Source organism: Sphingobacterium sp. LZ7M1 (assembly GCF_024296865.1).
In the GTDB taxonomy this organism is placed as follows: Bacteria; Bacteroidota; Bacteroidia; order Sphingobacteriales; family Sphingobacteriaceae; genus Sphingobacterium.
Map to the genome: position 1 here is coordinate 4,465,081 of NZ_CP101134.1, position 20,888 is coordinate 4,485,968.

At 45.7% G+C, this 20,888-nt stretch carries 25 protein-coding genes and 1 pseudogene; 4 read left to right on the top strand and 22 right to left on the bottom strand.

The window, feature by feature from the left end; all coding sequences use genetic code 11:
• Positions 1-10: 10 nt before the first annotated feature.
• From NMK93_RS19145 to NMK93_RS19240, 21 genes and pseudogenes are all read right to left on the bottom strand, one after another.
• The gene (locus NMK93_RS19145; RefSeq protein WP_254526845.1) at positions 11-796 is read right to left on the bottom strand and encodes a hypothetical protein; all 786 of its coding nucleotides are present in this window, start codon (positions 794-796) and stop codon (positions 11-13) included.
• Between the two features lie 2 nt (positions 797-798).
• A complete protein-coding gene (locus NMK93_RS19150; RefSeq protein ID WP_254526844.1) occupies positions 799-1,248 on the bottom strand; it encodes a hypothetical protein in 450 nt (149 codons plus the stop codon).
• 221 nt (positions 1,249-1,469) lie between these two features.
• Positions 1,470-1,868, bottom strand: coding sequence for a hypothetical protein (locus tag NMK93_RS19155; protein WP_254526843.1), 399 nt, complete (start codon positions 1,866-1,868; stop codon positions 1,470-1,472).
• Positions 1,869-2,125: 257 nt separating this feature from the next.
• Positions 2,126-2,656, bottom strand: coding sequence for a hypothetical protein (locus tag NMK93_RS19160; protein WP_254526842.1), 531 nt, complete (start codon positions 2,654-2,656; stop codon positions 2,126-2,128).
• A gap of 128 nt (positions 2,657-2,784) precedes the next feature.
• The gene (locus tag NMK93_RS19165; protein ID WP_254526841.1) at positions 2,785-5,274 is read right to left on the bottom strand and encodes a TraG family conjugative transposon ATPase; all 2,490 of its coding nucleotides are present in this window, start codon (positions 5,272-5,274) and stop codon (positions 2,785-2,787) included.
• Complete coding sequence (locus NMK93_RS19170) at positions 5,246-5,557, bottom strand: DUF4133 domain-containing protein (protein WP_254526840.1); 312 nt, start codon at positions 5,555-5,557, stop codon at positions 5,246-5,248. The genes NMK93_RS19165 and NMK93_RS19170 overlap by 29 nt, the downstream gene beginning before the upstream one ends.
• A complete protein-coding gene (locus tag NMK93_RS19175) occupies positions 5,554-5,862 on the bottom strand; it encodes a DUF4134 domain-containing protein (protein ID WP_254526839.1) in 309 nt (102 codons plus the stop codon). The genes NMK93_RS19170 and NMK93_RS19175 overlap by 4 nt, the downstream gene beginning before the upstream one ends.
• Before the next feature lie 41 nt (positions 5,863-5,903).
• Complete coding sequence (locus NMK93_RS19180; protein ID WP_254526838.1) at positions 5,904-6,209, bottom strand: DUF4134 family protein; 306 nt, start codon at positions 6,207-6,209, stop codon at positions 5,904-5,906.
• A gap of 7 nt (positions 6,210-6,216) precedes the next feature.
• Positions 6,217-6,537, bottom strand: a complete 321-nt coding sequence (locus NMK93_RS19185; protein ID WP_254526837.1) for a hypothetical protein — start codon at positions 6,535-6,537, stop codon at positions 6,217-6,219.
• Positions 6,534-6,881: a hypothetical protein gene (locus NMK93_RS19190; RefSeq protein WP_254526836.1), complete on the bottom strand. Its 348-nt coding sequence runs from the start codon at positions 6,879-6,881 to the stop codon at positions 6,534-6,536. The genes NMK93_RS19185 and NMK93_RS19190 overlap by 4 nt, the downstream gene beginning before the upstream one ends.
• The gene (locus NMK93_RS19195; RefSeq protein ID WP_254526835.1) at positions 6,878-7,513 is read right to left on the bottom strand and encodes a ParA family protein; all 636 of its coding nucleotides are present in this window, start codon (positions 7,511-7,513) and stop codon (positions 6,878-6,880) included. Before NMK93_RS19195 ends, NMK93_RS19190 begins: the two co-directional genes overlap by 4 nt.
• A 37-nt stretch (positions 7,514-7,550) precedes the next feature.
• Positions 7,551-8,723, bottom strand: a complete 1,173-nt coding sequence (locus NMK93_RS19200; RefSeq protein ID WP_254526834.1) for a relaxase/mobilization nuclease domain-containing protein — start codon at positions 8,721-8,723, stop codon at positions 7,551-7,553.
• The gene (gene mobC / locus NMK93_RS19205) at positions 8,720-9,130 is read right to left on the bottom strand and encodes a plasmid mobilization relaxosome protein MobC (RefSeq protein ID WP_254526833.1); all 411 of its coding nucleotides are present in this window, start codon (positions 9,128-9,130) and stop codon (positions 8,720-8,722) included. The genes NMK93_RS19200 and mobC overlap by 4 nt, the downstream gene beginning before the upstream one ends.
• A complete protein-coding gene (locus NMK93_RS19210) occupies positions 9,127-9,426 on the bottom strand; it encodes a hypothetical protein (protein WP_254526832.1) in 300 nt (99 codons plus the stop codon). The genes mobC and NMK93_RS19210 overlap by 4 nt, the downstream gene beginning before the upstream one ends.
• Positions 9,427-9,884: 458 nt before the next feature.
• Positions 9,885-10,022 (bottom strand): annotated as a pseudogene (locus NMK93_RS19840) (DNA cytosine methyltransferase); the annotation flags it as partial.
• A 714-nt stretch (positions 10,023-10,736) separates the two neighbouring features.
• Positions 10,737-11,672 (bottom strand): toprim domain-containing protein, encoded by a 936-nt coding sequence (locus NMK93_RS19215; protein WP_254526830.1) that lies wholly within the window; start codon positions 11,670-11,672, stop codon positions 10,737-10,739.
• 34 nt (positions 11,673-11,706) lie between these two features.
• Positions 11,707-12,549: a hypothetical protein gene (locus tag NMK93_RS19220; protein ID WP_254526829.1), complete on the bottom strand. Its 843-nt coding sequence runs from the start codon at positions 12,547-12,549 to the stop codon at positions 11,707-11,709.
• 29 nt (positions 12,550-12,578) lie between these two features.
• Entirely contained in the window at positions 12,579-12,854 is a 276-nt protein-coding gene (locus tag NMK93_RS19225) for a hypothetical protein (RefSeq protein WP_254526827.1), read from the bottom strand.
• A gap of 296 nt (positions 12,855-13,150) precedes the next feature.
• A complete protein-coding gene (locus tag NMK93_RS19230) occupies positions 13,151-13,462 on the bottom strand; it encodes a hypothetical protein (protein WP_254526826.1) in 312 nt (103 codons plus the stop codon).
• Between the two features lie 171 nt (positions 13,463-13,633).
• Positions 13,634-14,668, bottom strand: coding sequence for a hypothetical protein (locus NMK93_RS19235; RefSeq protein ID WP_254526824.1), 1,035 nt, complete (start codon positions 14,666-14,668; stop codon positions 13,634-13,636).
• A 202-nt stretch (positions 14,669-14,870) separates the two neighbouring features.
• Complete coding sequence (locus NMK93_RS19240) at positions 14,871-15,845, bottom strand: hypothetical protein (protein ID WP_254526822.1); 975 nt, start codon at positions 15,843-15,845, stop codon at positions 14,871-14,873.
• A 246-nt stretch (positions 15,846-16,091) separates the two neighbouring features.
• Between NMK93_RS19240 and NMK93_RS19245 the strand changes: the two genes are divergently transcribed.
• The 4 genes from NMK93_RS19245 to NMK93_RS19260 all read left to right on the top strand — a co-directional run bounded on the left by NMK93_RS19245 (position 16,092) and on the right by NMK93_RS19260 (position 19,361).
• On the top strand, positions 16,092-17,036 hold the full coding sequence (locus NMK93_RS19245) for an AvrD family protein (protein WP_254526820.1): 945 nt from the start codon (positions 16,092-16,094) through the stop codon (positions 17,034-17,036).
• Positions 17,033-17,728: an ATP-binding protein gene (locus NMK93_RS19250; RefSeq protein ID WP_254526818.1), complete on the top strand. Its 696-nt coding sequence runs from the start codon at positions 17,033-17,035 to the stop codon at positions 17,726-17,728. The genes NMK93_RS19245 and NMK93_RS19250 overlap by 4 nt, the downstream gene beginning before the upstream one ends.
• 49 nt (positions 17,729-17,777) lie before the next feature.
• A complete protein-coding gene (locus NMK93_RS19255; protein WP_254526816.1) occupies positions 17,778-18,761 on the top strand; it encodes an AraC family transcriptional regulator in 984 nt (327 codons plus the stop codon).
• 237 nt (positions 18,762-18,998) lie between these two features.
• Positions 18,999-19,361, top strand: a complete 363-nt coding sequence (locus NMK93_RS19260; protein WP_254526814.1) for a hypothetical protein — start codon at positions 18,999-19,001, stop codon at positions 19,359-19,361.
• A gap of 160 nt (positions 19,362-19,521) precedes the next feature.
• On the opposite strand, the gene NMK93_RS19265 is transcribed toward NMK93_RS19260, so the two are convergent.
• The gene (locus NMK93_RS19265) at positions 19,522-20,883 is read right to left on the bottom strand and encodes a RagB/SusD family nutrient uptake outer membrane protein (protein ID WP_254526812.1); all 1,362 of its coding nucleotides are present in this window, start codon (positions 20,881-20,883) and stop codon (positions 19,522-19,524) included.
• Between the last annotated feature and the right edge of the window lie 5 nt (positions 20,884-20,888).

The following is a 20,888-nucleotide window of genomic DNA, read 5'->3' on the forward strand; positions in this document are numbered from 1 at the left end:
TTCTTTTTGGTTATCGGCTTCTCTTTAGTATGTCCTCCGCGATCTGTATGTCGGAGCGGCCGCCGGAAAATTCCGGCAGATCGGGGTTGTCACTGTTCAAGCGGTCACGGCTTTGGGCCAATAAAATGAATTTGGCGGCATAGTTCTTTTTGGCTTCCCATGCGGCGAGCAGTTTGCGGTGTTCCCCAAGCAGGCGGTGGTAGGCCAGTATGCGGCTGCCCCGGTCAAGGGTGGTCGTCCGGGCGGCTTCCAGTCGTTCTTTCAGTTCCGCGCGTTCTTCGCTGTACCATTCCAATAGCCCTTTGTTCCTTAGATAATCCCCCACCTCCGGCGAAAGTCCGGCGAGCGGATCGGTGTCCGTGCCGCCCGTCAGGCTTCCAAATTCCCTGCGGTAATACAGGAGCCACAAGGGGTCGGCATCCGTGACCAGACCGGAATAATTGAGGGCTTCGGTGACCGCTACGTTTCGGATGGTGTCCGCATGTTTTTTATAGGCTTCGTCCGTTTGTTGCATGGCCAGTACCATGCCCATGCGCAGGGTCTGCGGACCCGTACCGCTCAACGGTCGGCGGTCTGTCTTGGGGTAATCTGGGTGCCACGCCCAGGTAAGCCAATATTGGTAATTGAGACCGAGAAATCCGCTGGTCGGCGTAAACTTCTTGCGGTTCCATTGCTTGTGCACCATACGTTCCTGTTGGTGCACGATGTGTTTGTCTGTCTGGCGCTTCACGTTCTGTGCCATTGTTCCCCCAAAGGGGAGCAGGAACAGCAGCCAGATTAAAGGGTGTGTTTTCATGTTCAGTCCTTGATTAGATAATAATTCCGTATGATCTCGTCCGCTTTGCGTTTGTCCATATTGATAAAGTTTCTGTATGGATTCGCCGTTTTCAGTACGCCATTGATCTTCGCCCAATACATAGACCTTTCCATGCTGAACACCAATGCCCGTATCACTTTCAATTCCAAAATGATCTTGCGCATGAGGTGGTCTCTTTTTTCGTAGTCCATCAGCACGTTTTTTCCCTCTTGGAGCACGAAATCGGAGACTTCGGCGGCAAGGTTTATTCCCCTGTCCTTTAGCTGACGGGCGACATCCTCGGCAAAGAGCAATAACCACGGTTCGCCTTTTGCAGTTTCCAGCATTTTTGTGCTGTGCGTGGCAATGTCCTGAACGAGCCTTGCGATATGCAGTGCGGAGCGGCCGGACTTCAACGCCCGATCCACTTCGGTCAGTGATCGGTGTATCATGTTCTGCACCAGTACCACGGAAGAAAGGTTGACGTTAATATCGTCGATCCGTCCACGGATGTTGCCCAGCATATTGTTATGTGTCTGCTCGGAAACCAACCTGACCGCACCGTTCTCGTTTACGATGGCAAGGTGCTTGGCATCATAGATGATCGTCACGTAGCTTTGTCCGAAAACCGACGTTGAAAGACAGACAAAAAATAGGATAATGAGTTGCTTCTTCATGGCTTAAAGTCCTCCAATTGCCTTAATATATTATCGACTATGCGCTTGTCCTCGTTGATGTAACCCGAAAACGGATTTAGGGAATCGAGCAGCTTTTTGCGTGTCGAATAGTACATGGTAACCGCAAGCCCCCGCGATGCTCCGGCGATTGCCCGGAGCTCCTGCAGGACGTGACCGTACAATATCCTCCTGTCGCTCGCTTTCATCTGGTTCAGGTCGCCGATACTGATAAAAAGTCCGGTCAGGTAGCGTGCCAATTGCACGGCTTTCTCTGCCATATCCTTTTCCGCATCGATGGCGAGCAATAGAAATTCGGGGTGTTCGGACACGATACCCATGATCCTTTTCTGCTGGTTTATGATCTCGGTTACGATTGGCGCGGATTCAAGCCCCATGCTAAGCCCCTGCAATGCCATACCGAGCGTCTGGAAACGGCTGTGCAACTGCCGGTAACGGGTTTTGAGTTTTGAGGTTTCTTCCCGGTTTACTTCCTCGTTAGCCGTGGTAATGGCCTGCCGGTTCCGTGCGGTGATTTGGCGGTCGTACTCATCTTTGCTGTGTTCGACCAATTGATGGAGCAGTTCAACGTTGAGCTGTGCGTTCGCTCTGGTCAGGGCGATGACCAAAAGCAATAGGGTTAATATAAAGTATCTCATCGTTTGAGCAATCTTGAACTAAAGATAATGTCATCGGCAATCTGTTTGTCGATGTTGATAAAACCTGCGTATGGATTAAGGGAGTTAAGGATACCGCGCTGTTTCGCCCAATACATACTTCGGTGCATCCCAAAGGCTACACCTCGCAGGATGGTCAACTCTGTTCTTATTTGGTTGAGCAACTTCGCCCTTTCTCCCGCATCCATCAGGTTATCCTTTCCACCTTTCAGCACAAAGGCACTGACCTCGGCAGACAGGTTCGTCGCCCGTGTCTTAAATTCCCTTGCGCCCGCTTCGGCAAATAGCAGGAGTACCGGATTTCCCCTTGCGATGTTCATTGCCTTTTCTACGTCGTTAACGATGTCAAGGGAAATGCTGGCAATGTCCTTTACGGTGAGCAGGGAACGGACAACGCCGGACACTTCGCTTAACCCTTTATAAATCTTGTCCTGCAAATCGTTCACGATCAGGAGCTGTCCCGTGACGGCCATTTGTCCACGTTGGATAAGCGTGAGATTGTCGTTCACGTTGTTGAGCTGGCTGTTCATCACTCCGGCATGGACGCCCGTTGCGGCTGCCACGGCGGGGTCAATGTAAATCTGTCCCCTTGCGTAGAAAACAGCAAGGGACAGGATCGTTATTGCAATAATTCGTTTCATGTAAAATCAGGTTTAAAATATTCTCTTTGTGTTTCAATTGGCGCATTGTTCTCGTTTACCCTTTGTACAAAATCGCCCAATAAAAGACCGCTCTTTTCCATATCGGACACGAACGCCGTTAGGGCTTTTGGGTAGCTGCCATGATGTTTGGCGTAAATCTCCACGGCGCTTTTTTCCGGTTTTTCGGTGGTGAACGCCAAATGGTGGTAAATACTTACCTCCACGCCGTACACTTCCCCGACATTTCCCCGACGGATATAGAACTCGTTGAAACGGGCACGTCCGTCCTTGTTGTCAAGACGGTTGATCGTGAAAATCTTCTTCTGTTCGGCCTCGGTGATGGAGAGCAATTCGGCAACCTTTCTAAAATCGGCCTCGTTCTGTTGCAGCAGGATAATGGTATCCGAATTGTTTATGATACTGTCCTTGATAATTGGGTTGCCGATGATGTCATTGATTTCCTGTGTTACCTCGATGATTTCCCCCCAGAACTTCCGTACGGTCTTGTTTAGGTATAAAAGGAAATTTGCCATCATTGGCGAGGAAATGGCCCGCCATGCTTCCTCCAAGATCAGTGTTTTCCGGCGGTTCTTCCTGTGGCGCATCTTTTGCACGAACAGATCCATTATTATCAGCGTTACGATTGGCAGGAGCGTCTTATTATTCTGTATATTGTCAATTTCATAGACTATGAACCGTTCGTTGAATAGTGATTGGTCGGCATCTTCGTTCAGTATCGCTTCGTATTCACCCCCTCTGTAAAACTTCTTTAATACAAACCGAAATTCTTCCACGTCAAAAGCGATGCTTTCTTCGTTCCTTATATCGGGGATTTTCTGAACGGCAAATTCATAAAAGGAATTGAAGTCCAGCCTGTCTACACGGTCTTCGATGGCCTTATCGAAATGATGGGCGTAATAGGCGGAAATGACATTAGAAATTACATCGCGCTCGAGGGTGGTTACCGAACCCTCGGCACCTTTCCAAAGCAGGCAGATCAACGTTATCAAAAAATCCTTTTTCTCGATGTTGTATTCTTCCTCGCTGATCGCAAAGGGGTTCATCGTGATGGGCTTTTCTTCTGAATAGGTTATGTACTTTCCTCCGTATGTACTGCAAAGACCGGAATAGGAATGCCCCACGTCCACAATCACCACGTCCATGTTGTATTGCAGGTACTGTTGGACGATATTATTTATACAATAACTCTTACCCGTACCCGATGCTCCTAACACGAAGCGATTGCGATTTTTTATGCGGCCTGTCCTCATAACGAGGTCCGATGGGTCAATCGCCACGGGCACCCCTTGACGGTCTGTAAACCTTAGCAGAAACTCCGACGGTTCGTCGGTCGGCAACCTTTCCTTGAAAAAGAAACATAGGGCGGCATCGGCCGTCGTTAGGAACCAATCGTACTTTTTCAGTTCCACGCTAACGCCCGGCAAAGCACACCGGAACAGTTCCAATTGGTTGTAGGCATTGCGTGATGGAATAATCCCCTGCTGGAACAGGGCGGCTTCGATAAAATTGGCCGTTTTATCGATCTTGTCCGTATCGGCACATACGATCATGGAATAATGCGCATTTACCAATAGCTGGTTGTCACGTGCCACGTCCACCAATAAACGGTCGATGTCCTCCACGCACATGAGGTTTGCCGGATCGGGTATGCTCGAATGCCTTTTGCGTTTTACTTCAAGTTTGCCCAGCGTGATCTGTTGGTTGGGTATCTCCAATAATTGGTTATAGATAATGGTGCGATAACCGGGAACATGGTGCAGGAAAAACAGGTTGTCCACCGGAAAATCACGCATGCCGTTCGTTTCATTTTTGGTCGTAAAGGTTCCGACTTTTTCGGGCAGGTCAACCGAATCGGTGCCCACCATGCTGATACAGCGGACGGCCCGGTCGCCGATCTGCAACTCACGGTCTCCGCAGCGGAGATTGTCCAATGCGATATTAGGGCTCTCAAACTCCATTCCGAGCACCCTGTTTACAAAACGGTTTATTTCCGCTTCGGTAAGGTATGAGGGGGTAAGTGCAGCGCCGGAAAGCAGGTCAAATACTTTGGCCATGTTCTGCCCGAAAGTGGCCAGCACCTTTTTGTCATAGGTGTAGAATGCCCCTTTTTTGACCAGACGGGTCACGGTCAGGTAGGTTCTGATCTCGGTATATTCCCGACCCGCAAAATGTTCTTGGTATTTCTGTTCCAAGAACTCGGTTGCAGGTTTTGGCTGGTATTTCAGTTTGATGAATACGTCGTGCTTTTGGATGATATGCCCCTCGCCAAGTATCTTGATGACGTTAAGCAATACCTGTTGGAAAGCGGTATAGGCTTCGGGATCGGCACCATACTGTAAGACGGGATTGGTAAGTCGCATCACGACTGAAAAATCGCCACGGTCGCCGTACAGTATGGACATGCCTTGATAATGGTCGATACCCACATAGGGTATTTCAAAGGCTGTCTTTCTCTCTGTTCTCATAACTGATCGATAAATGGACGGGGTGGATAAATACGCCTCGGTGGCGGGTTTTGTCATGGAGACCGTTACCCTGTTTCATGAATGTATAGGCAAGTCCTGCACCCATCAGGGCAAGGGTAGCAAAGCCGCCCAGGATCAGGTTGGTTAGTGCGCCGATAAGTCCACCGATGGCCAGACCACCGATAAGGGAACCTATGCCCCAATAGATAAACTTGCCCTTGAAACCGCGGTAAATAAGGGGCTTTTGCAGCCCCTTATAAATTGGATAACGCCCGTGTGTCATACGCCGAAAAACGCTTTGATGACCACTGACACGAGTACCAAGAACAGGCAGGAACCTCCCCACGACATCAACTCTTTATTGATGTCCTGATCTCCGCTGTTCCACTTGATGTACACCCGTATTCCCCCAATGAGCCCGACGACCGCGCCGATGGCCAGAATGAGCGTCGAAATGGGGTCTACGTAGCTGGTGAGTGAAGATGTGGCGGCATCGATACCCACGGTACCACCTTGTGCGAATGTTGATTGGGCCGCGGAAAGGCAAAGCGTGGCCATTGCAAACAGCTTTTTAGTGTTTACTGTCATAGAAATAATGAATAAAAAGTGAATAAAAAATGATTGGATTGTTAGTTTACCCCGAACAGGGCCTTTAGTGCGGCACCGACGAGCGATAGGAAAAGGCAGGAAAAAAAACATCCCATGACCTGTGCATCGATTTGATGCTTACCGGACTGCCAGTTGCTGTACACACGCAATCCGCCGAGCAGCCCGCACACGGCGCCGATGACAAAGGCAAGGTCAGAGAAGTTGTAATACCACGTATTGACCTCCTTGCGCACTTCCTTAAATTCGGCAAGGCCGGGCTGGGCGGTTGCGTACAGGGCAAAAAAAATGACAGTAAGGAATACTGCCAAAAAGCGGATTGGTCGCATAATGGATTTAATAAGGGATGGCTTTGGTGTACTCGATCACGTTGTTTTGCATGAGCGATACGAGTTGCTTTAAGTTTATGCCTCCGGTGGATTGTAGGGGGCCGGACGAGATAACGGGTTTCCCCTCGGTTACCGTAGGTTCGTTTTCTTTTTTGGATGGTTCGGGGATAACCCTTTCGGGCGGCGAATCTTCATCAAATGTCAATTCGTTTCCTACATCGGCCGCACGCGGAGCACGGTGGTGGATAAACAGATCATACAGTACGTTTAGGGCATAGTAAATGCCATAGACGGCGATAACGCCGAGCAGGAATTGTGTCCAATTCATAGATCAAGGGTTTTAATGTGTTCTTTGATGTATCGGGTGAGTTCGGGATGGGTTTTTAGAAATTGGTGCAGGCTGTAAGATATGATCTTGGTCATGTCGATACCTTTGGCAACTTTCAGTTGTTTGAGCAGAAAAAGGGTCTTGTCGTCCAGACGGATCAGTAATCGTTCACGTCCGGTCAGTTCATGGTTCTGGATACTTTCAAACAGGCGTTCCAGCGTTTCCGTTTTTTTCTTTTGCGTGTCCTTTCGTGGTTCTGCCGAGGGAATTTCATTTGCCTGTGGCGGTTTCCCTTTCCGCATGGAATCCCGGAGCTCGTCGGCAAGGCTTTTTATTCCGCTCATAATGGTTCCTCCTTGGCAATGTACTGTTCATAGATCAGGTCTAAGAGCGGCAGGATAACGGGATCTAGGATGATCGGTGTCTGGAACGTATTTATACGTTGGAAGTCTATTCGGTCTGGCAGACCGGGTGCGACCGTGCCGAAACCGCGCAGGACATTTTCGACTTCCGTCCGTGTTTCGTACTTGACGGTGTTCTTGATACGGTTCGGCACGAAAATGAGGGGCGCCCGTTTGTTGATCCTGCCGATGACCATTGCAAACAGCAATGTGGAGTCCACCGAAAATTCGTCAAAGGCAAACGGACAGATCACCGCATCGGCGGCGGCAAATATGGGGATCAACCCATCGTCGTCCATCTTGCCCGGCAGGTCTATCAGGACGATTTCGTTCCGTGACTTCCCCAATTTCCGTTGCATTGCCGGAAAATGGCTGAGGTCTGCGGGTACGATTTCGTACAACGGTTCATTTTCCAATATTTTTGCTTTCTCGGCTTTGGCGGAAAGTGATTGTTGGTAATCCATGTCAAGTATCGTAACCCGCCGTTCCTGTTGTTGGGTCAGGTAGTTGGCGAGCAGCAGGGTGAGCGTACTTTTTCCCGCCCCGCCTTTTTGGTTTCCTATAAGTATGAGCATAGTGCATGGGTTTAATGGTGTTGTTGATAAAGTGATGTCAGCGGGTATTTGTGCGGGCTTTGCGCTTACGTCTCCGGTTGCGTCCGTGGATCGCCTCGTCGTCGATGTCGTCGGAAATGTCGATCTGGATATTGGGTATCCATTGCTCGGATGTTCCCTGTACATGATCGGTATAGGTGGCTGTTTCTTCGGAAGACGTTTTCTGTTCCTTTTCTTTTTGTTCAGTCCTGTCCGCTTTAGTCTCTACTTTGGCCGATATTTCGGGGGTGTCCTCCGATGGTGTGATAAATTCTGCCAACGGCATAAGGTCTTTTCCCTTGTAGACCATTTTCCTCGAATGGTCGATGACGGTATAACCGTATGGCGGTTTTCCGTCCTTACCGTGAAATATGATCTGTACCCCGAATTTGTCCGATAGCATCTGCGCCATTGCAGACGTGTAGCCCGATGGGGCGGACGGCCTGTTACCGGGAAGCGGGGCCGTAACATGGACTACCGCCGGACCGTACTGGCCACGGTACTTGGCAAAGACAGCACGGAGCTGTGCCAACCGATCAATATCTTTGTCAAAAGTGCCGATTTTGGCGTCCACTTGTTCCAAAGAGACCGCGCCTTGTCTTTTGCCGTAACGGCTGATCTGATATATCCCATCGGTCAGTTTAAGCGAATACCCTTGTGCTTCAAGTATCATCATGAATTGCGCCCGTGTGGAGAAACCATAGCTCAACGCTTTTTCGATATTCTTATCGACCTCTTGTTTTTCGTTCACGCCGACTATACGGTTCAATACTTCGTAGGCACGGATTTTCTCGAAGCTGTCGTTTATCTTTTTGCCGTCCCGGTCTACCCGTGTGGAAACGATATGGATATGGTTGTTCGCCGTGTCCTTATGGAATACCAAGAGGTAAGGTTGTTCGCCGTAGCCCATTCCTTTCAGCCACTGTTCGGCGATGGCTGTAAGTTGTTGCTTGCTATGGGAACGCCCCTTGCAGGAAATGACGGCGTGGAGCTGTGGGTACTTCGTCCGTTTACTTGCTGCGGATTGGGCTTCCAGATAATTGACGTAATCTTCCGGGCGGAGATTTTGCAGGGCCAGCAAGGCACCGAAACCCGATACTTTCATCAGCTCGCCTTTGTCCTTGTCCACTTTGTTCGTATTGTAACGCACCCCTTTGAACGTGGTTGAGGGGTCAAGTATCTTGACGATCATGTCTGCCCCCTTATAAGCCTAATGAGCTGCCGGATAGACTGTTCCAATTCCCTTTGCAACCTGACATATTCGGTAAGCAAAGGGATAAGGTCACGCATAATAGCGGAGTGCAACATTCCCTGTTGTTGCAGGGTATTAGCATGCCTTGCCAATTGGTTGATGTTGTTGCCCGATCGGCCGATCTCCGCACCGATACTGTCCAACAGTTTCATGATTTCGGTGGTATTGACCAGCATCTTTTTGGAATGTTGGAGCACACGGATACGCACGATGTCCGCGCGGCTCAGGCCAAGTGCGTTTTCAAGATCAAGAAACTGCGCACGTTCCGCTTCGCTCAACCGGAGTTCAAAGCGTCGGGTACGCTGTTTATGAGCGACGGTTTTTAGATTTCCTTTTCTGTTCTTCATGGTGCTTTATGGTTCAAGGTGACAGATTGTATTGCCCTAAAGATTTCAAGGGCAACCTGCGGAACGATGGCGTTGCCGTAGACTTTTATGCTTTCTGCCCGCCACGCAGGAAAGGTAATTCCGTCCAGTCTTTCGGAAAGCCCATCATCTCGGACACAAAACGGGGGTTCACTTGGCCATCCCGTATATAGGGGAATGTCGTTCCATCGACCTGCTCCGCTGTCGGCAGCACTTTTAGTAAACGCTTCTGTTTTTCGCTGGGCATCCTCTCGGCTATTTTCTCTGCCGGGCTTCATAGGGAGATCAGGGCATGATAGACCAGAAAATCCGTCAGGGAGACCTGAACGCCGTTGCCCCGTTCGTTCTTCCTGTCCTTTAGCCGTCGTCTGTCCTGCGCCTGTTCCATCGTTGTTTATGTTGCTTATCTCGGTGGCGGTCGGTGTGGGCAACAAACCAAACCCGATCCCGCCCCGTGTGGAGCGCCAACGGCAGCAGCCGGAATACACAGAATGACTGGTATGCCGTCTTCGAGTTTCGGAAGTACATATCCTGCTCACCCAATTTCTGAAATGATGTTTCCGATGACCTGTCGCTTGAGTCGGATAATGGTATTTGTTGCAGGTTGTTCACCGTCCTCACAAAAAAGCTCAATCGCTTTGATTTCCATTTCAGAAAGACTATCGGGCTGGAGAATGGTGAACAGTCCAGTAACGTTTTCAAGTACGCTCCACTCCGGCCGTGCTTCCTTAATAATTCGGATAGTCTCCGGGAAGAGGTAACGGTCATCTTTCGCCCCCTTTCTTCGTCCGGCTTGGCTGAACGGCTGGCAGGGGAACCCGCCGCTGATGATGTCGACGTGTCCTCGAAAGTGAGTTGCCTGAAAATCGTAGATGTCTTCATTGTGTGTTGTATTTGGCGGGGTAGTGTTTGAGAACGGTTCGGCAGAACGGGTCTTTCTCGCAGGAGAAAACGTTTAGCCATCCCATCCATGAAGCGGCGATTTCAAAACCGCCGATGCCTGAAAAAAGGCTACCGTGTCTTAGCATGGTGATGGTTTTAAAGGTTTATGGATGTTTCGTCGCTCCGCGGCGGATGTGGTGCGCTTTGCAGGAGAAAAAGGGAGTTGCGACCTTTTTCCTACCCTGGTACAGACACGCTCCACCGGAGCCGGGCTGTTCCGGGGCAAGTTGGTTTTTGTGGGTACGGCGGGAGCCGTACGTACAAAAACACAACTTGCACAATACAAAACAAAAAACAGGGGTTATACCGCAAGGGGCAAAAAAGTGGGTTTTGGGGGTATTTTTCGCATATTGGTGCGGGGATGGCCGATTGATAAAACACGTTTCAATCGGTCGTATATCCATATATACAGCTATCGGTATAGGTGTATATATGGATAGCTGTATATCGGCATGTGCAGTTATCTGAATATTTATATATATGGATATACCTATATCGGGATAAAGGTACATCTATAGGTATTGCTATCTGCATATCGGGATTTATGAATATCTGTATATCGGGATGGCTATATAGAAAGCTATCGGTATATACCTATATCCGGTTATCTATATAGCTGAATAACCGATTTCGACCCCTCAAAAAATCAGCGCTTGGGGCCTGCCCGTTGGTGCTGTATTTCATGCTCGTTTAGGACTGCCCTTAGCATATCGTTGTAATCTTTGTACGCCCCATAAACACCGGAACGGTCTTTGGCCTGTGGCACGGCTTCGATCAGCCTTTGTGTACAGTTGCGGCCGGGATCGTCATTGTCGAAATAGACGTCCACGGTGGGTATGCCCTTGACCCATTCGATGGCATTCTTTAACTGGACAATGGAATTTAGGACGATGGCGGTCGGCGCAGGATCTGGGTGGTTCACTTTAAGCCAACTTAGATAGTCCATATAACCTTCAAAGAGAACGGCATGGTCTGGATTGCCAGGGATCACGGATATACCTTTCTTGCCGATACTGCTCTTGAAACCTTTGGCATTGGTAAACTCCCAGTTGTCCTGATCGTTCTTCCAGCCAATGGCATAGAAAATACTTTTGTTTTCGTTGTCAAGACGGTTTCTGTAATAGATTTCGTGCAGGTGTCCATGTGCAACGTCCAATATCCCACGTGCCTCAAGGTATTTGGTTAGGACAAAGTTTCTGCCGATAGGCTGTGTTCGCACGAGTTCAAAGGTGTATCCTTTCTGCTCTTGTTCTTTAGCGGATTTGACGGGTTTGTAAGCTGGTATCATGGACACCTGCATATCGTAGGTGTCCTTTATTTTATTGAGCACTTCGACAAAGGAAAGCTGTGGCCAATAGGCAAGGCCGAGCTGGACGATACTACCGCCATGTATGCCCGTTGAGTTCGGGCCACCTCGGTCGATCCATTTTCCACCCTCATCCCAAACCGTCAGGGATGGGGTGTCTTGCTTGGTTTCCCGTAGCATACTGTGGTAGAAAAGTTCCTTGCCGGATTTACGTACCGGATGGTGACCGAGCCTGGCCAAAAAATCCGAAATCGGGATTTCCCGGAGATCGTCCACGTTTACATATTTTGACATAAGCAGGGTTGGATGATTAAAGGGGTATAACTTCTATGTGGGGTAGCTTTTGGGTGAATGCTTCCGTCGCCGACTGGTATCCGTCTCTCGTTTCATCGATATAGAGCAGTACCCTTTCAAAATGGCTGGCACGTTTCAGCGATGCGGATATGAAATCGGGATGATTCAATATCAGTACCGATGCGTAGTGCAAATACTTGTCGCTCCGCCTTTTCAGATAGTCCACATATTCGGGGAATATGGCAAGCACGGTTTCAATTGCCGAAATAAAGGTCATTCCTCTTGGGCCAATACAGCCCGTATAATTTTGGGCGCGTACTTCCCAACCTCCGTTTTCGTTCATCCAACCAGCGGCACAGAAATCTTTGCGGTTGCCCTTTTGATCGGTTACATAATAATAGACTTCTTGGATGTTCAGATCGGCGAGTTCCCAAAGACCGCTTTCCATCAGAAAATCGGTTACCTCATTGTTGTATCCCAATGGGCGGGTACGGTCAACACGATAATCGGGTATCTTGGTTGCTTTCCGTTTGCGCAGGGGTCTATCTTTTTTAGCTGATTGGGTTTGTATGCTCCGAAGTTTTTCTTCGATCTGTTCGGTGGATAGATCGGGCCAATAGGTACGGGCAAAGTCCATGAGGTTGCCACCTTTTCCAAGTAGACCAAATGAGCTGTCAAACCAAGTGTTCAATCGGTTATTGACCGTTAGGACTATTTTGTTGTTGGTTCGGTTTCCCAGCACGCTGGCGTACCAAAATTCATCGCCACCCGTTGATACAGGTTCATGCCCCAATGCTTTGAGCAGGGAAACGAGGGCAAACGGTTCATCGTTTGATGTGTTGCTTTTGTAAGATGTCATAAGAAATATTTTTGATGTGATGGATAGGTTTACAGGTAGCGCATGGCTTCACGGGATTTGCTCACGGCTTCAATCTCCATACGGTTGATCCGCCATGCTGCGGAATGGTCGCCGTCCTTTCGGGGGGTGATGATACCGAGCGCAATCCAATGTTCGACGTTCTTTCGTCCATAACGGCGGAATGCTTCCGACTTTTTGAGATATGGCCGGATATGGCCTGTTTTTGTCAAAGCTGATTTCGCGCCCATTTCGGCGGCATAGCAAAGCAATGTCTGCAATTGCAGCGGTGTCAATAGTATGTTCATGGCTTCTTTGGGGTTTGATGGTTTACGGATAAAGGGAATTGGGTATCCCCATGATGGAACCGGCAACGGGCAACGAACCCGAAATGATCCGCTCTTGCCGATTTATGGTAAGTTGTCGGAGCTACTCACGTCAGTCCATACGGACCGGGCTATCGCCTGCCAATGCGCTTTCAGCATATTGGTATTGCCAATCATTGGCTTACCTCACTTTCGCAAAATTTCCCGTTCCTCACGGGATAATGTTTCACTCCTCGATGTCAAAGACCGTTCTTGCTCCGCTATCGCAGCGGATGCGCTTACCTGTCCGCTACGGGCAGGTAGGTGATCCGATTGCTCGAAGCCGCGACGGCTTCGAGTTCCGATCTGTCAAAAAAGATTTGGGAAGTGTCGGTAGGTTGCCCGATGGAGATCAGCCCCTCACGGAGCCATCGATCTACATTGCTACGACCATACAGGCGGTAAGCGTCGGCTTTGGTCAACTGATCTGGAACAGGTTGTTCTTCTTTGATTGCGTTTGCTGTTCCTTGTTCGGCTGCATTTTTTAGCAGCGTTGCCAGTTCCGTGTACTTCATTCTTCCCGATGGATCTATTCTTCCATTCGGGTACAAAGCACGAAAACGACATAGGGCGAAAACAGTGTAAGGGGGTGAAAGAAACGTTTCACCCTTTAATAAAAATCTAGGTTGGGATTAAGATGCAGTGGGTTTTTAGGGGATCTAGAAGAATAGATAAAATTGAAAATAAATCTTGATTAGGATGTTATGTTGCATTCATTTCCTTCAGGGTTTGGAGGTATTATGGTGCTGGTTTAAATGGTTGATCATTTGGATAAGATGGGCCTTCATTTTCTTGGCATTAGAATATTCTACATCTAGTGATTTCTTCTGTAGGCTTTCAGCTGAGATGATCATAGCTCTTGAGGTAGAGAAATTCTTGGAAAAGAATTCAAATGTTTTTGATACCTCCCTTTCCCCGAACCAGCCAACCTGCATGGCAAGTCTTATGAACAGGCCGAATTGGGATACTGGCAGGTTGACTTGAAGCTTCCTATTCCCCTGAAAGTTCAGTTGATCACTTGCTTCTTTTTTATGAAGTTTTATTTTCTTGGATATAATGGAGCCATGGGATCTGTAAAAGGATTCCAGTTTCTTTGCGGTAATTGAAAATTCATTAGCTTGATATTTCCCAATTTGGACGGAAAGAATAGCTGCTTCTTCCTTAAGATTGACCAATTCATTCGCTTGGTCATAGAGGGAATCTTTTTCAAGCAATGAATCCCTGGATTTGTCAATTAAATAGCCTGCTATCTCGGAAGGATCTAGGTCCGATAGAACCAGAACCTTTTCAATATTCCCTTCGCTAATACCTTCCATGATTTTTATTCCGTTTAAAACCTTAACAATTTTGTCAATCTGTCCATAGGTGATTTTCCGGTCCCATAGTTGGTCACCCACCGTTTTCACCATTAGTTCTGTCAATCCTATACTTATACCGGCACGTTTAAGCTTAAAGGTAATCGTGGAAAGTTCAGCCTTGATACGTGGTTTGTAAAGAGATAGAGCGAATCGGGACATCTTTAGGGAGTAGAATATCATTGGGCTCAACTTATCTATTTCACCGAGGATATCCTCAATATTATGGAGTAGCTTTAATATTTGATACCGAAGGCATTCTTTGTTACCCATATTGGAATTTCGTTTGATAGGCAGAAAATTGCCATAGATGCTGTCGCTAAGGGCAATCAGTACCGTGGCTTCCCTTACCATCTCAGTTTCAGAACCGACTGACCTGAACAAAGTTATTGCCAAGTTCATTGGGGACCTATTGTGGACCGTTCTATCACAAATACAGAATATACCCTCTAGTGAATCAAGATCCCCTTGTCTTAAATGCGATTGGATGTTTTGCAAATCAGTAATGAAATCCGTATATGAAGCTTTTTTGTATTCCAATATAGTTTGATGTCCGTAGACCATATTAATGTATCTATAGAAAGAGAAAATTCTGTTTATAAACCTACACTTTCAATTTATTTCTCAATTGATCGATCTTGGACTGAAATCCCTTGAAGAACTGAACTCTTTCACGTTCGGAAGTATGGCTCAAACAGGTAGATTTGGATAGCACTCCCTTAATGACCCTAAGATTGCTTTCCTGGAACCTCAAATCGGAGGTCATGATACTGTTTACGGTATACAGCTTAATGGAAGTAACGGATCTTTCGTTGACCATACTGACCATTTGGCTCGAACCGAAATCCAATGGGGTTATATAAAGTTCAAAAGAAGCGCCCTCAGCTTTTTCCTTTTCTATGGTATATTTTTCAAGTGTTTCTCTTAGACTTTCAAGTTGGTCCAAAAGCTTTCCAAGGGAACCAGGATCTGAAAAACTCCCAATATTTTCGTAATAGTCAAGAAGCCTTAGAAAAGGGTCTATCGTGTTTTCTGTCCAAATTTCTCTTGAGGATACACATTCGTATTCCTTTTTGAGTTCCAAGAACAGGGGTTCTATATAGTTCCTTTTCATCTGGTAGACAAATTCCTCAAACTGCATCTGGTGATCGATATTTCCCATCCATTGAGACCAAACGTACAATTTAAAATATGTAAGATCGGGAAAGGCCATTAAATGGAAAATCGGAATGTCATCCGCACAGAAGATGATTTCCCTTTTCATTGCAGATCTTGTTTCGACCATGGACCTTATGATGCCATTTATATAGTTCCGATAATTTTCAATATCATTCACATCAACATCCAAATAACGAAAATGGACATATTCGCCCTGCCCATGAAATATTTCGCCAATATCGATCCCGAAATGATCTAAAAGCATCCCTACCTGCTCCATATCCAAAGGAACCTCTCCCCGTTCCCTCCTGTAAACTGAAGCATGGCTCATGTGAAGAACACTTGAGACCTCTTCGACCCATTTTTTGGGACCAAAAACTTTTCTCTTGATGGTTTCGAACAATTTGGTCTGTTTTTTCATAATCAGCTATTTTAGTTATTACTGGAAATTTCAATTTATCTGTTCTTGATGTTCTGAACAAAATTTTACGTCTATAGATAGAGTTTAACGAAAAGGCCCCGTTTTTTATGAATATCATAAATAAAAACCAATGGTTTTCCCTAAAGTTACGAAACCCGTAAAAAATAAAACATTCTTTACGGGAATAGAACAATGATTATCCATTTGAGCATCTAGATTTACAATATGGACAAATCATAACATATCATGGAAAAATATTGCACAGAGATTGACAGCTATTTGGGAAACGGAAATTCAAGGTATTTTTCTCAAGGGTTCAAACATTTTGAATTTGATCTGCACACGGTTAGATTAACAGAAGATGGTTTTACTTCAGTGATTGCTGCATCATATAAGGGGCCGGGCAGGCCACGTCAGGAAAATCCCCATTTGGGCAGCATGGAATATTCCGCAATTGCACTTTATTTAGCTGAAGTACATATGGTGAAAATATCCAGATTGACGAGATCCGAACTCGCCAGGGCATTTCCAAGAGATTTCCAGGTCAAGATCAATAAAGAGATCACAATTGCTTCCAATCCTGAAGAGATCTGTGTGGAATGCCATCAATTGAGTTCCAAGTTGACACTGGATTCACTTAACGGGAGGCTTACGGTACTTGTTGTAAAGATCGGAAGGACGACCTGTAGGATCACTTTGGACCACCCGGGCCCTTCCCAGGTAAAGCTCAGGGAAAATGACTGGCCGATCCAAGATGGAACGATGTACAGCAGATCCTATCGAGATAGAAATACGGAAATATCAGAAATTAAAATAGATGAGAGTCAAGAAAAGATTTCCTGTGTCATGCAACCCACACCAACTCTTTTTCAAGAACTGAGCGGTCTGGGAACTTCATTTGACCATATCATATTGACAGATCTTATAGGGACTACTGGACAACTTATGCAGGTCCTGCTCTTTAGGTTATTGAAGACTGAAAGGGAAAAATGTCCGAATATTTGGCTGAGGTCAATGGATATCAAATTTGAAAGACCAGAAAAGAGGGAAAATTACAGGGCTAAGGTCAACCTTTCTGATAGAAAGATGCTCAAAATGGGAGACCATACATACCATTCGTTTTCTGTCATAAGTAAGATTGCAAATATGGATGCGAGGTTCAATGTTTGTCACAAAATTGCCTACTTATGAAGCGGATAGCTATCAGTGGAACCTACTGTACGGGCAAGACCACATTAAGCTTGGCTCTATCCTTCGCAACAGGGATTCCTTCAACACATGCACCAACCATGCGTGAAATCTTACCTGATCTGTTTCCCCGGAAGAATCTTAAACAGTGTTCCTATCCTGAATTATTACGATTGGGCATGGAGCGTTTCAAGAATAGACTGGAAGCGGAAAGTGGATTAACCACAGGTTTCATCAGTGACGGCTGTCCTCTGCAGGAATGGCTCTATGGGAGCACTCGTTTGGTTACTGGAGCTTATCCCAATGAGAACAAGTGGTCGATGTTATGGAAGAAAATAAAGAACTACAGACAGTACAGAGATTTTGAATTGCTGATGAGAGGTTTTGAAGGTTTGGCAAAGACCTATACGAAAAACAATTACGACCTCTTTTTTCATCTTCCCATTGAATTTCCATTTGTTGAAGATGGACACCGTCCGACTTCTGAAAGATTCAGGGAGGAATCTGAAAGGATGCTCATAAATACTTATCGAACCCTTAATATTTCCCCGATATATGTCACCGGAACATTAGAAAATAGACTGAGTATAATTTTAGATCACCTTAATATAGTATCTAAGATAACTGTGGAAGAAGCGATAATGCTTTCATTAAAAGTGAAAAAAGATCAATTCGATCGTATAGCCCTGGAGTAGGGCTGGCCCCCCATCGCTTGGATAATCTGGAAATTAAAATGAACGTATCATGAAGTTTATACTTACCCTGCCAGAAAGAACTTCCAAAGAGCTTCTGCTCAAAGGAATCGTAGACACAGTACTGATGCCCCTGCCGTGTTCAGAGTACATCTACTTAAAAGGAAAACGTTGTCAGATAAAATTGGCAAGCTTTGATAAGGACTGCCTGTTGATAGAACATTATATCATTACCTCAAAAGAAGGTTATTCATTGACAATACAATCGACCACTAATGTATATGTCCTTCTGATGCTCATGAAAGGTTCGATTGCATATTCTGAAAAAAATGGTGCGAATCCAATATACCTTAAGGATGGTGAAACCATATTATTATTTGCACGCCAGGATATCTATAATATCATCTTTCTTGATCAGGAGATGGAGCTGTATACCGTTAGTATACTTGACTCGCTTTCTCCAATGCTCTTTCATAGGAACCGTCTGCTGCTAGATTTTGTTGCAGGTTCCAACAATAAAAAAATCAATGGAATGAAGCCTCAAAAAATGGACAATTATTTCATCATGTCCTTAAAAAGTTTGCTAAAAGTTCCGAAAAACTCCAACTCTCGTTACATACATTATCTTTTGGTCCGTTTCTCCAATTTATTATCAGCTTACAAAGGATTGCACGGTAAATACAATATCCATCGTACAATAAAAAAAATCAATCAGGTTCAAAGTGACCTCTTGAAAAATTTAGCAACGGCCGACACACAATTCGTCCAAAGGTTAGCCAGAAAAAACGGTTTGACCATCTCCAAAATGGAACGTCTGTTCAAAGAAAGGTATGGAACAACCGTCCGAAAGTTTATCCAAGAAAAGAAGCTCGAGTTGATCTCCGGTCTATTGATAGACACTGAAATATCCCTTTTGGAACTATCGATAATGTTTAAGTTCAGTTCCATCAGTGCAATGAACAGAACTTTCAAAAAACATTCAGGAACAACGATGGGCAAGTTCCGTTCCCATCATAGAAATCTACACATTTCGTAAAAGTAAAAAAATATTACGCACCAGATATGGTTAACATCAAATTTTTATCCTGTTTACTTTTGAAATAGAATGAACAAAGGAATAACGAAACATGTTGAGCATACCGACACATACCAGAAAATTTGCAATATTCCCGAGTAAGGGTTTATGCGGATCATTCTGATTTGTGTAGACCCTTCCATTGGAGAAAAAAAAGCCATTATTATATGGCCCTGGAAAACCTTAAACAATTAAAACATGAAATTAAAAAATAAAAATAAGATCACAGTTCTTGGATTGGGACTGTCTCTTTGTGCTTTATTATCAATAGCATTTGCCCATTCAAATAGGATGGATGCAGAAATCTCAACAACTTCGGACGCCTTGCCTTTGGTCTGGTACTTTAATGGAGACGATCCATTAGAGCCTTCAGACTATACCCTGACATCCGGTTCATGTGGCGGAACTCCCCAAACTGTATGCACCATTGAAGCTCCAAATAATGGAGGACAACCTATGTTGGGCACCAGTCAGACTGCGGACATTGAGGACGCCCTGGAATCCATCGAAAACAATAAGCCTACAGCAAACGGCACCGTTAAATCGTTCAGAAGTCATTAAATTTCAAAATTGCCTAATTCTGAGCGGGCTCACACCTTTAAAAGGTTTGAAGTAATCAATTAAAACAGCGGGACTTTGGCCTTCAGGGTTGATCTAAAGGCCAAAGCCCTGCTATTTTTGTTAAGGTGAAGATAGGTTGCCTACGAACATAATAAAAATTTTATCTGGGATTCTGTTCCATCCCTGAGAATTCAATCACCTTCATAGGAATTAAAAATGTATAGCGCAGATCTCTCGGTGGTAACAAATATTCTTCACCGATGTTTGGAAATCTTCTTCTAATGACGGTTTCAAAGCGGGTTTCTTGATTCAATCTTCTCAAATCACCCCAACGGATTCCTCGGAACATCAACTGTTTTCTTCTTTCTGAAAGAACCATCGACAATAATCTTTCCGAAGAGTCGGATTGGATCCTCTGGAATTTTCCTTTCTCCCATCTTTTTTCCAACAGGGTATTCAATGTGGTCAAACATTCATTTGTTTTACCCAACCTGGCTTCGCATTCAGCTTTTATAAGGTAGACCTCATCTGTGGCCAAGCCTGCGAAAAGGTTTCGTTGATTGGCTGAATACTGACCTTTGAATGCCATATATCCGTTCTTTTTAGGTTCAAAAAACAGTTTCTTTCGCAGATCATCCTCTTCAAAAAGATCGTAAAGTAACGTATCGACATTGGCCAGGGCCTGTGTAATTAACCTCCCTGCACTTACATTATGCGCATAATATATCAATTCTTTATTATTCAGGGTGAAAGGATTTGAAGGGCTGGAGTCAAGCTCGTTGTAATCCAGCAGATTGGGATGGATTTCCAGGCTTTGCTCAGCTGCGGTTAGGGCTTTTTCATAGTTCTGCATACTTAAATAAACCTTTGCTTGAAGGGCATACGCAGCATCTAGACCGGGTCGGGTAATGCTGGCTGATTTTTTTGGCAGAAATGAAATAGCCTTGGATAAATTATCCAAGATGTATTGGTATGTTTGTTCCACCGTTACTCGAAAGGAGGTAGCATTGAGATCCGATGACTCACGCAAGGGAAGTCCGGGTCCATCGTTATCGGTACTGGATTCATAAGGCCTGCAGAACAATTGGCTAAGATGGTATAGTCGAATTGCTCGAATAAAATGGGCCTCACCCCTGAGGTCGTTAATGGCGGATCTGTCTTTGCCATCAGACTCCAAGATATCAAGGGATTCCAACGCAACATTCGCTATAAGGATTGCCCCATAAGATTCGTTCCAGGTCAGGGGATCTTCCGTCGTTGCACTTCCATCCCAAATGTAAAGCATTTGGTCATCGACAGGTTTTGATTGCCAAGTCGTAAAATCAACAAAATAATCATCACCCGCCAAATCCATCAATCCAGGGAAATTATCGTTGATTTCAGATTGTTGGTCCAAAATTGCCCTAACATCAGAAATGTTTTCGGGAATAGCGATCGATTGGTCAGGCTTGATATCCAGAAAATGATCGCAGCTACATAATATAATGAGCATGGATGCAAATACTAAAAAATGTGTTTTCATATTCA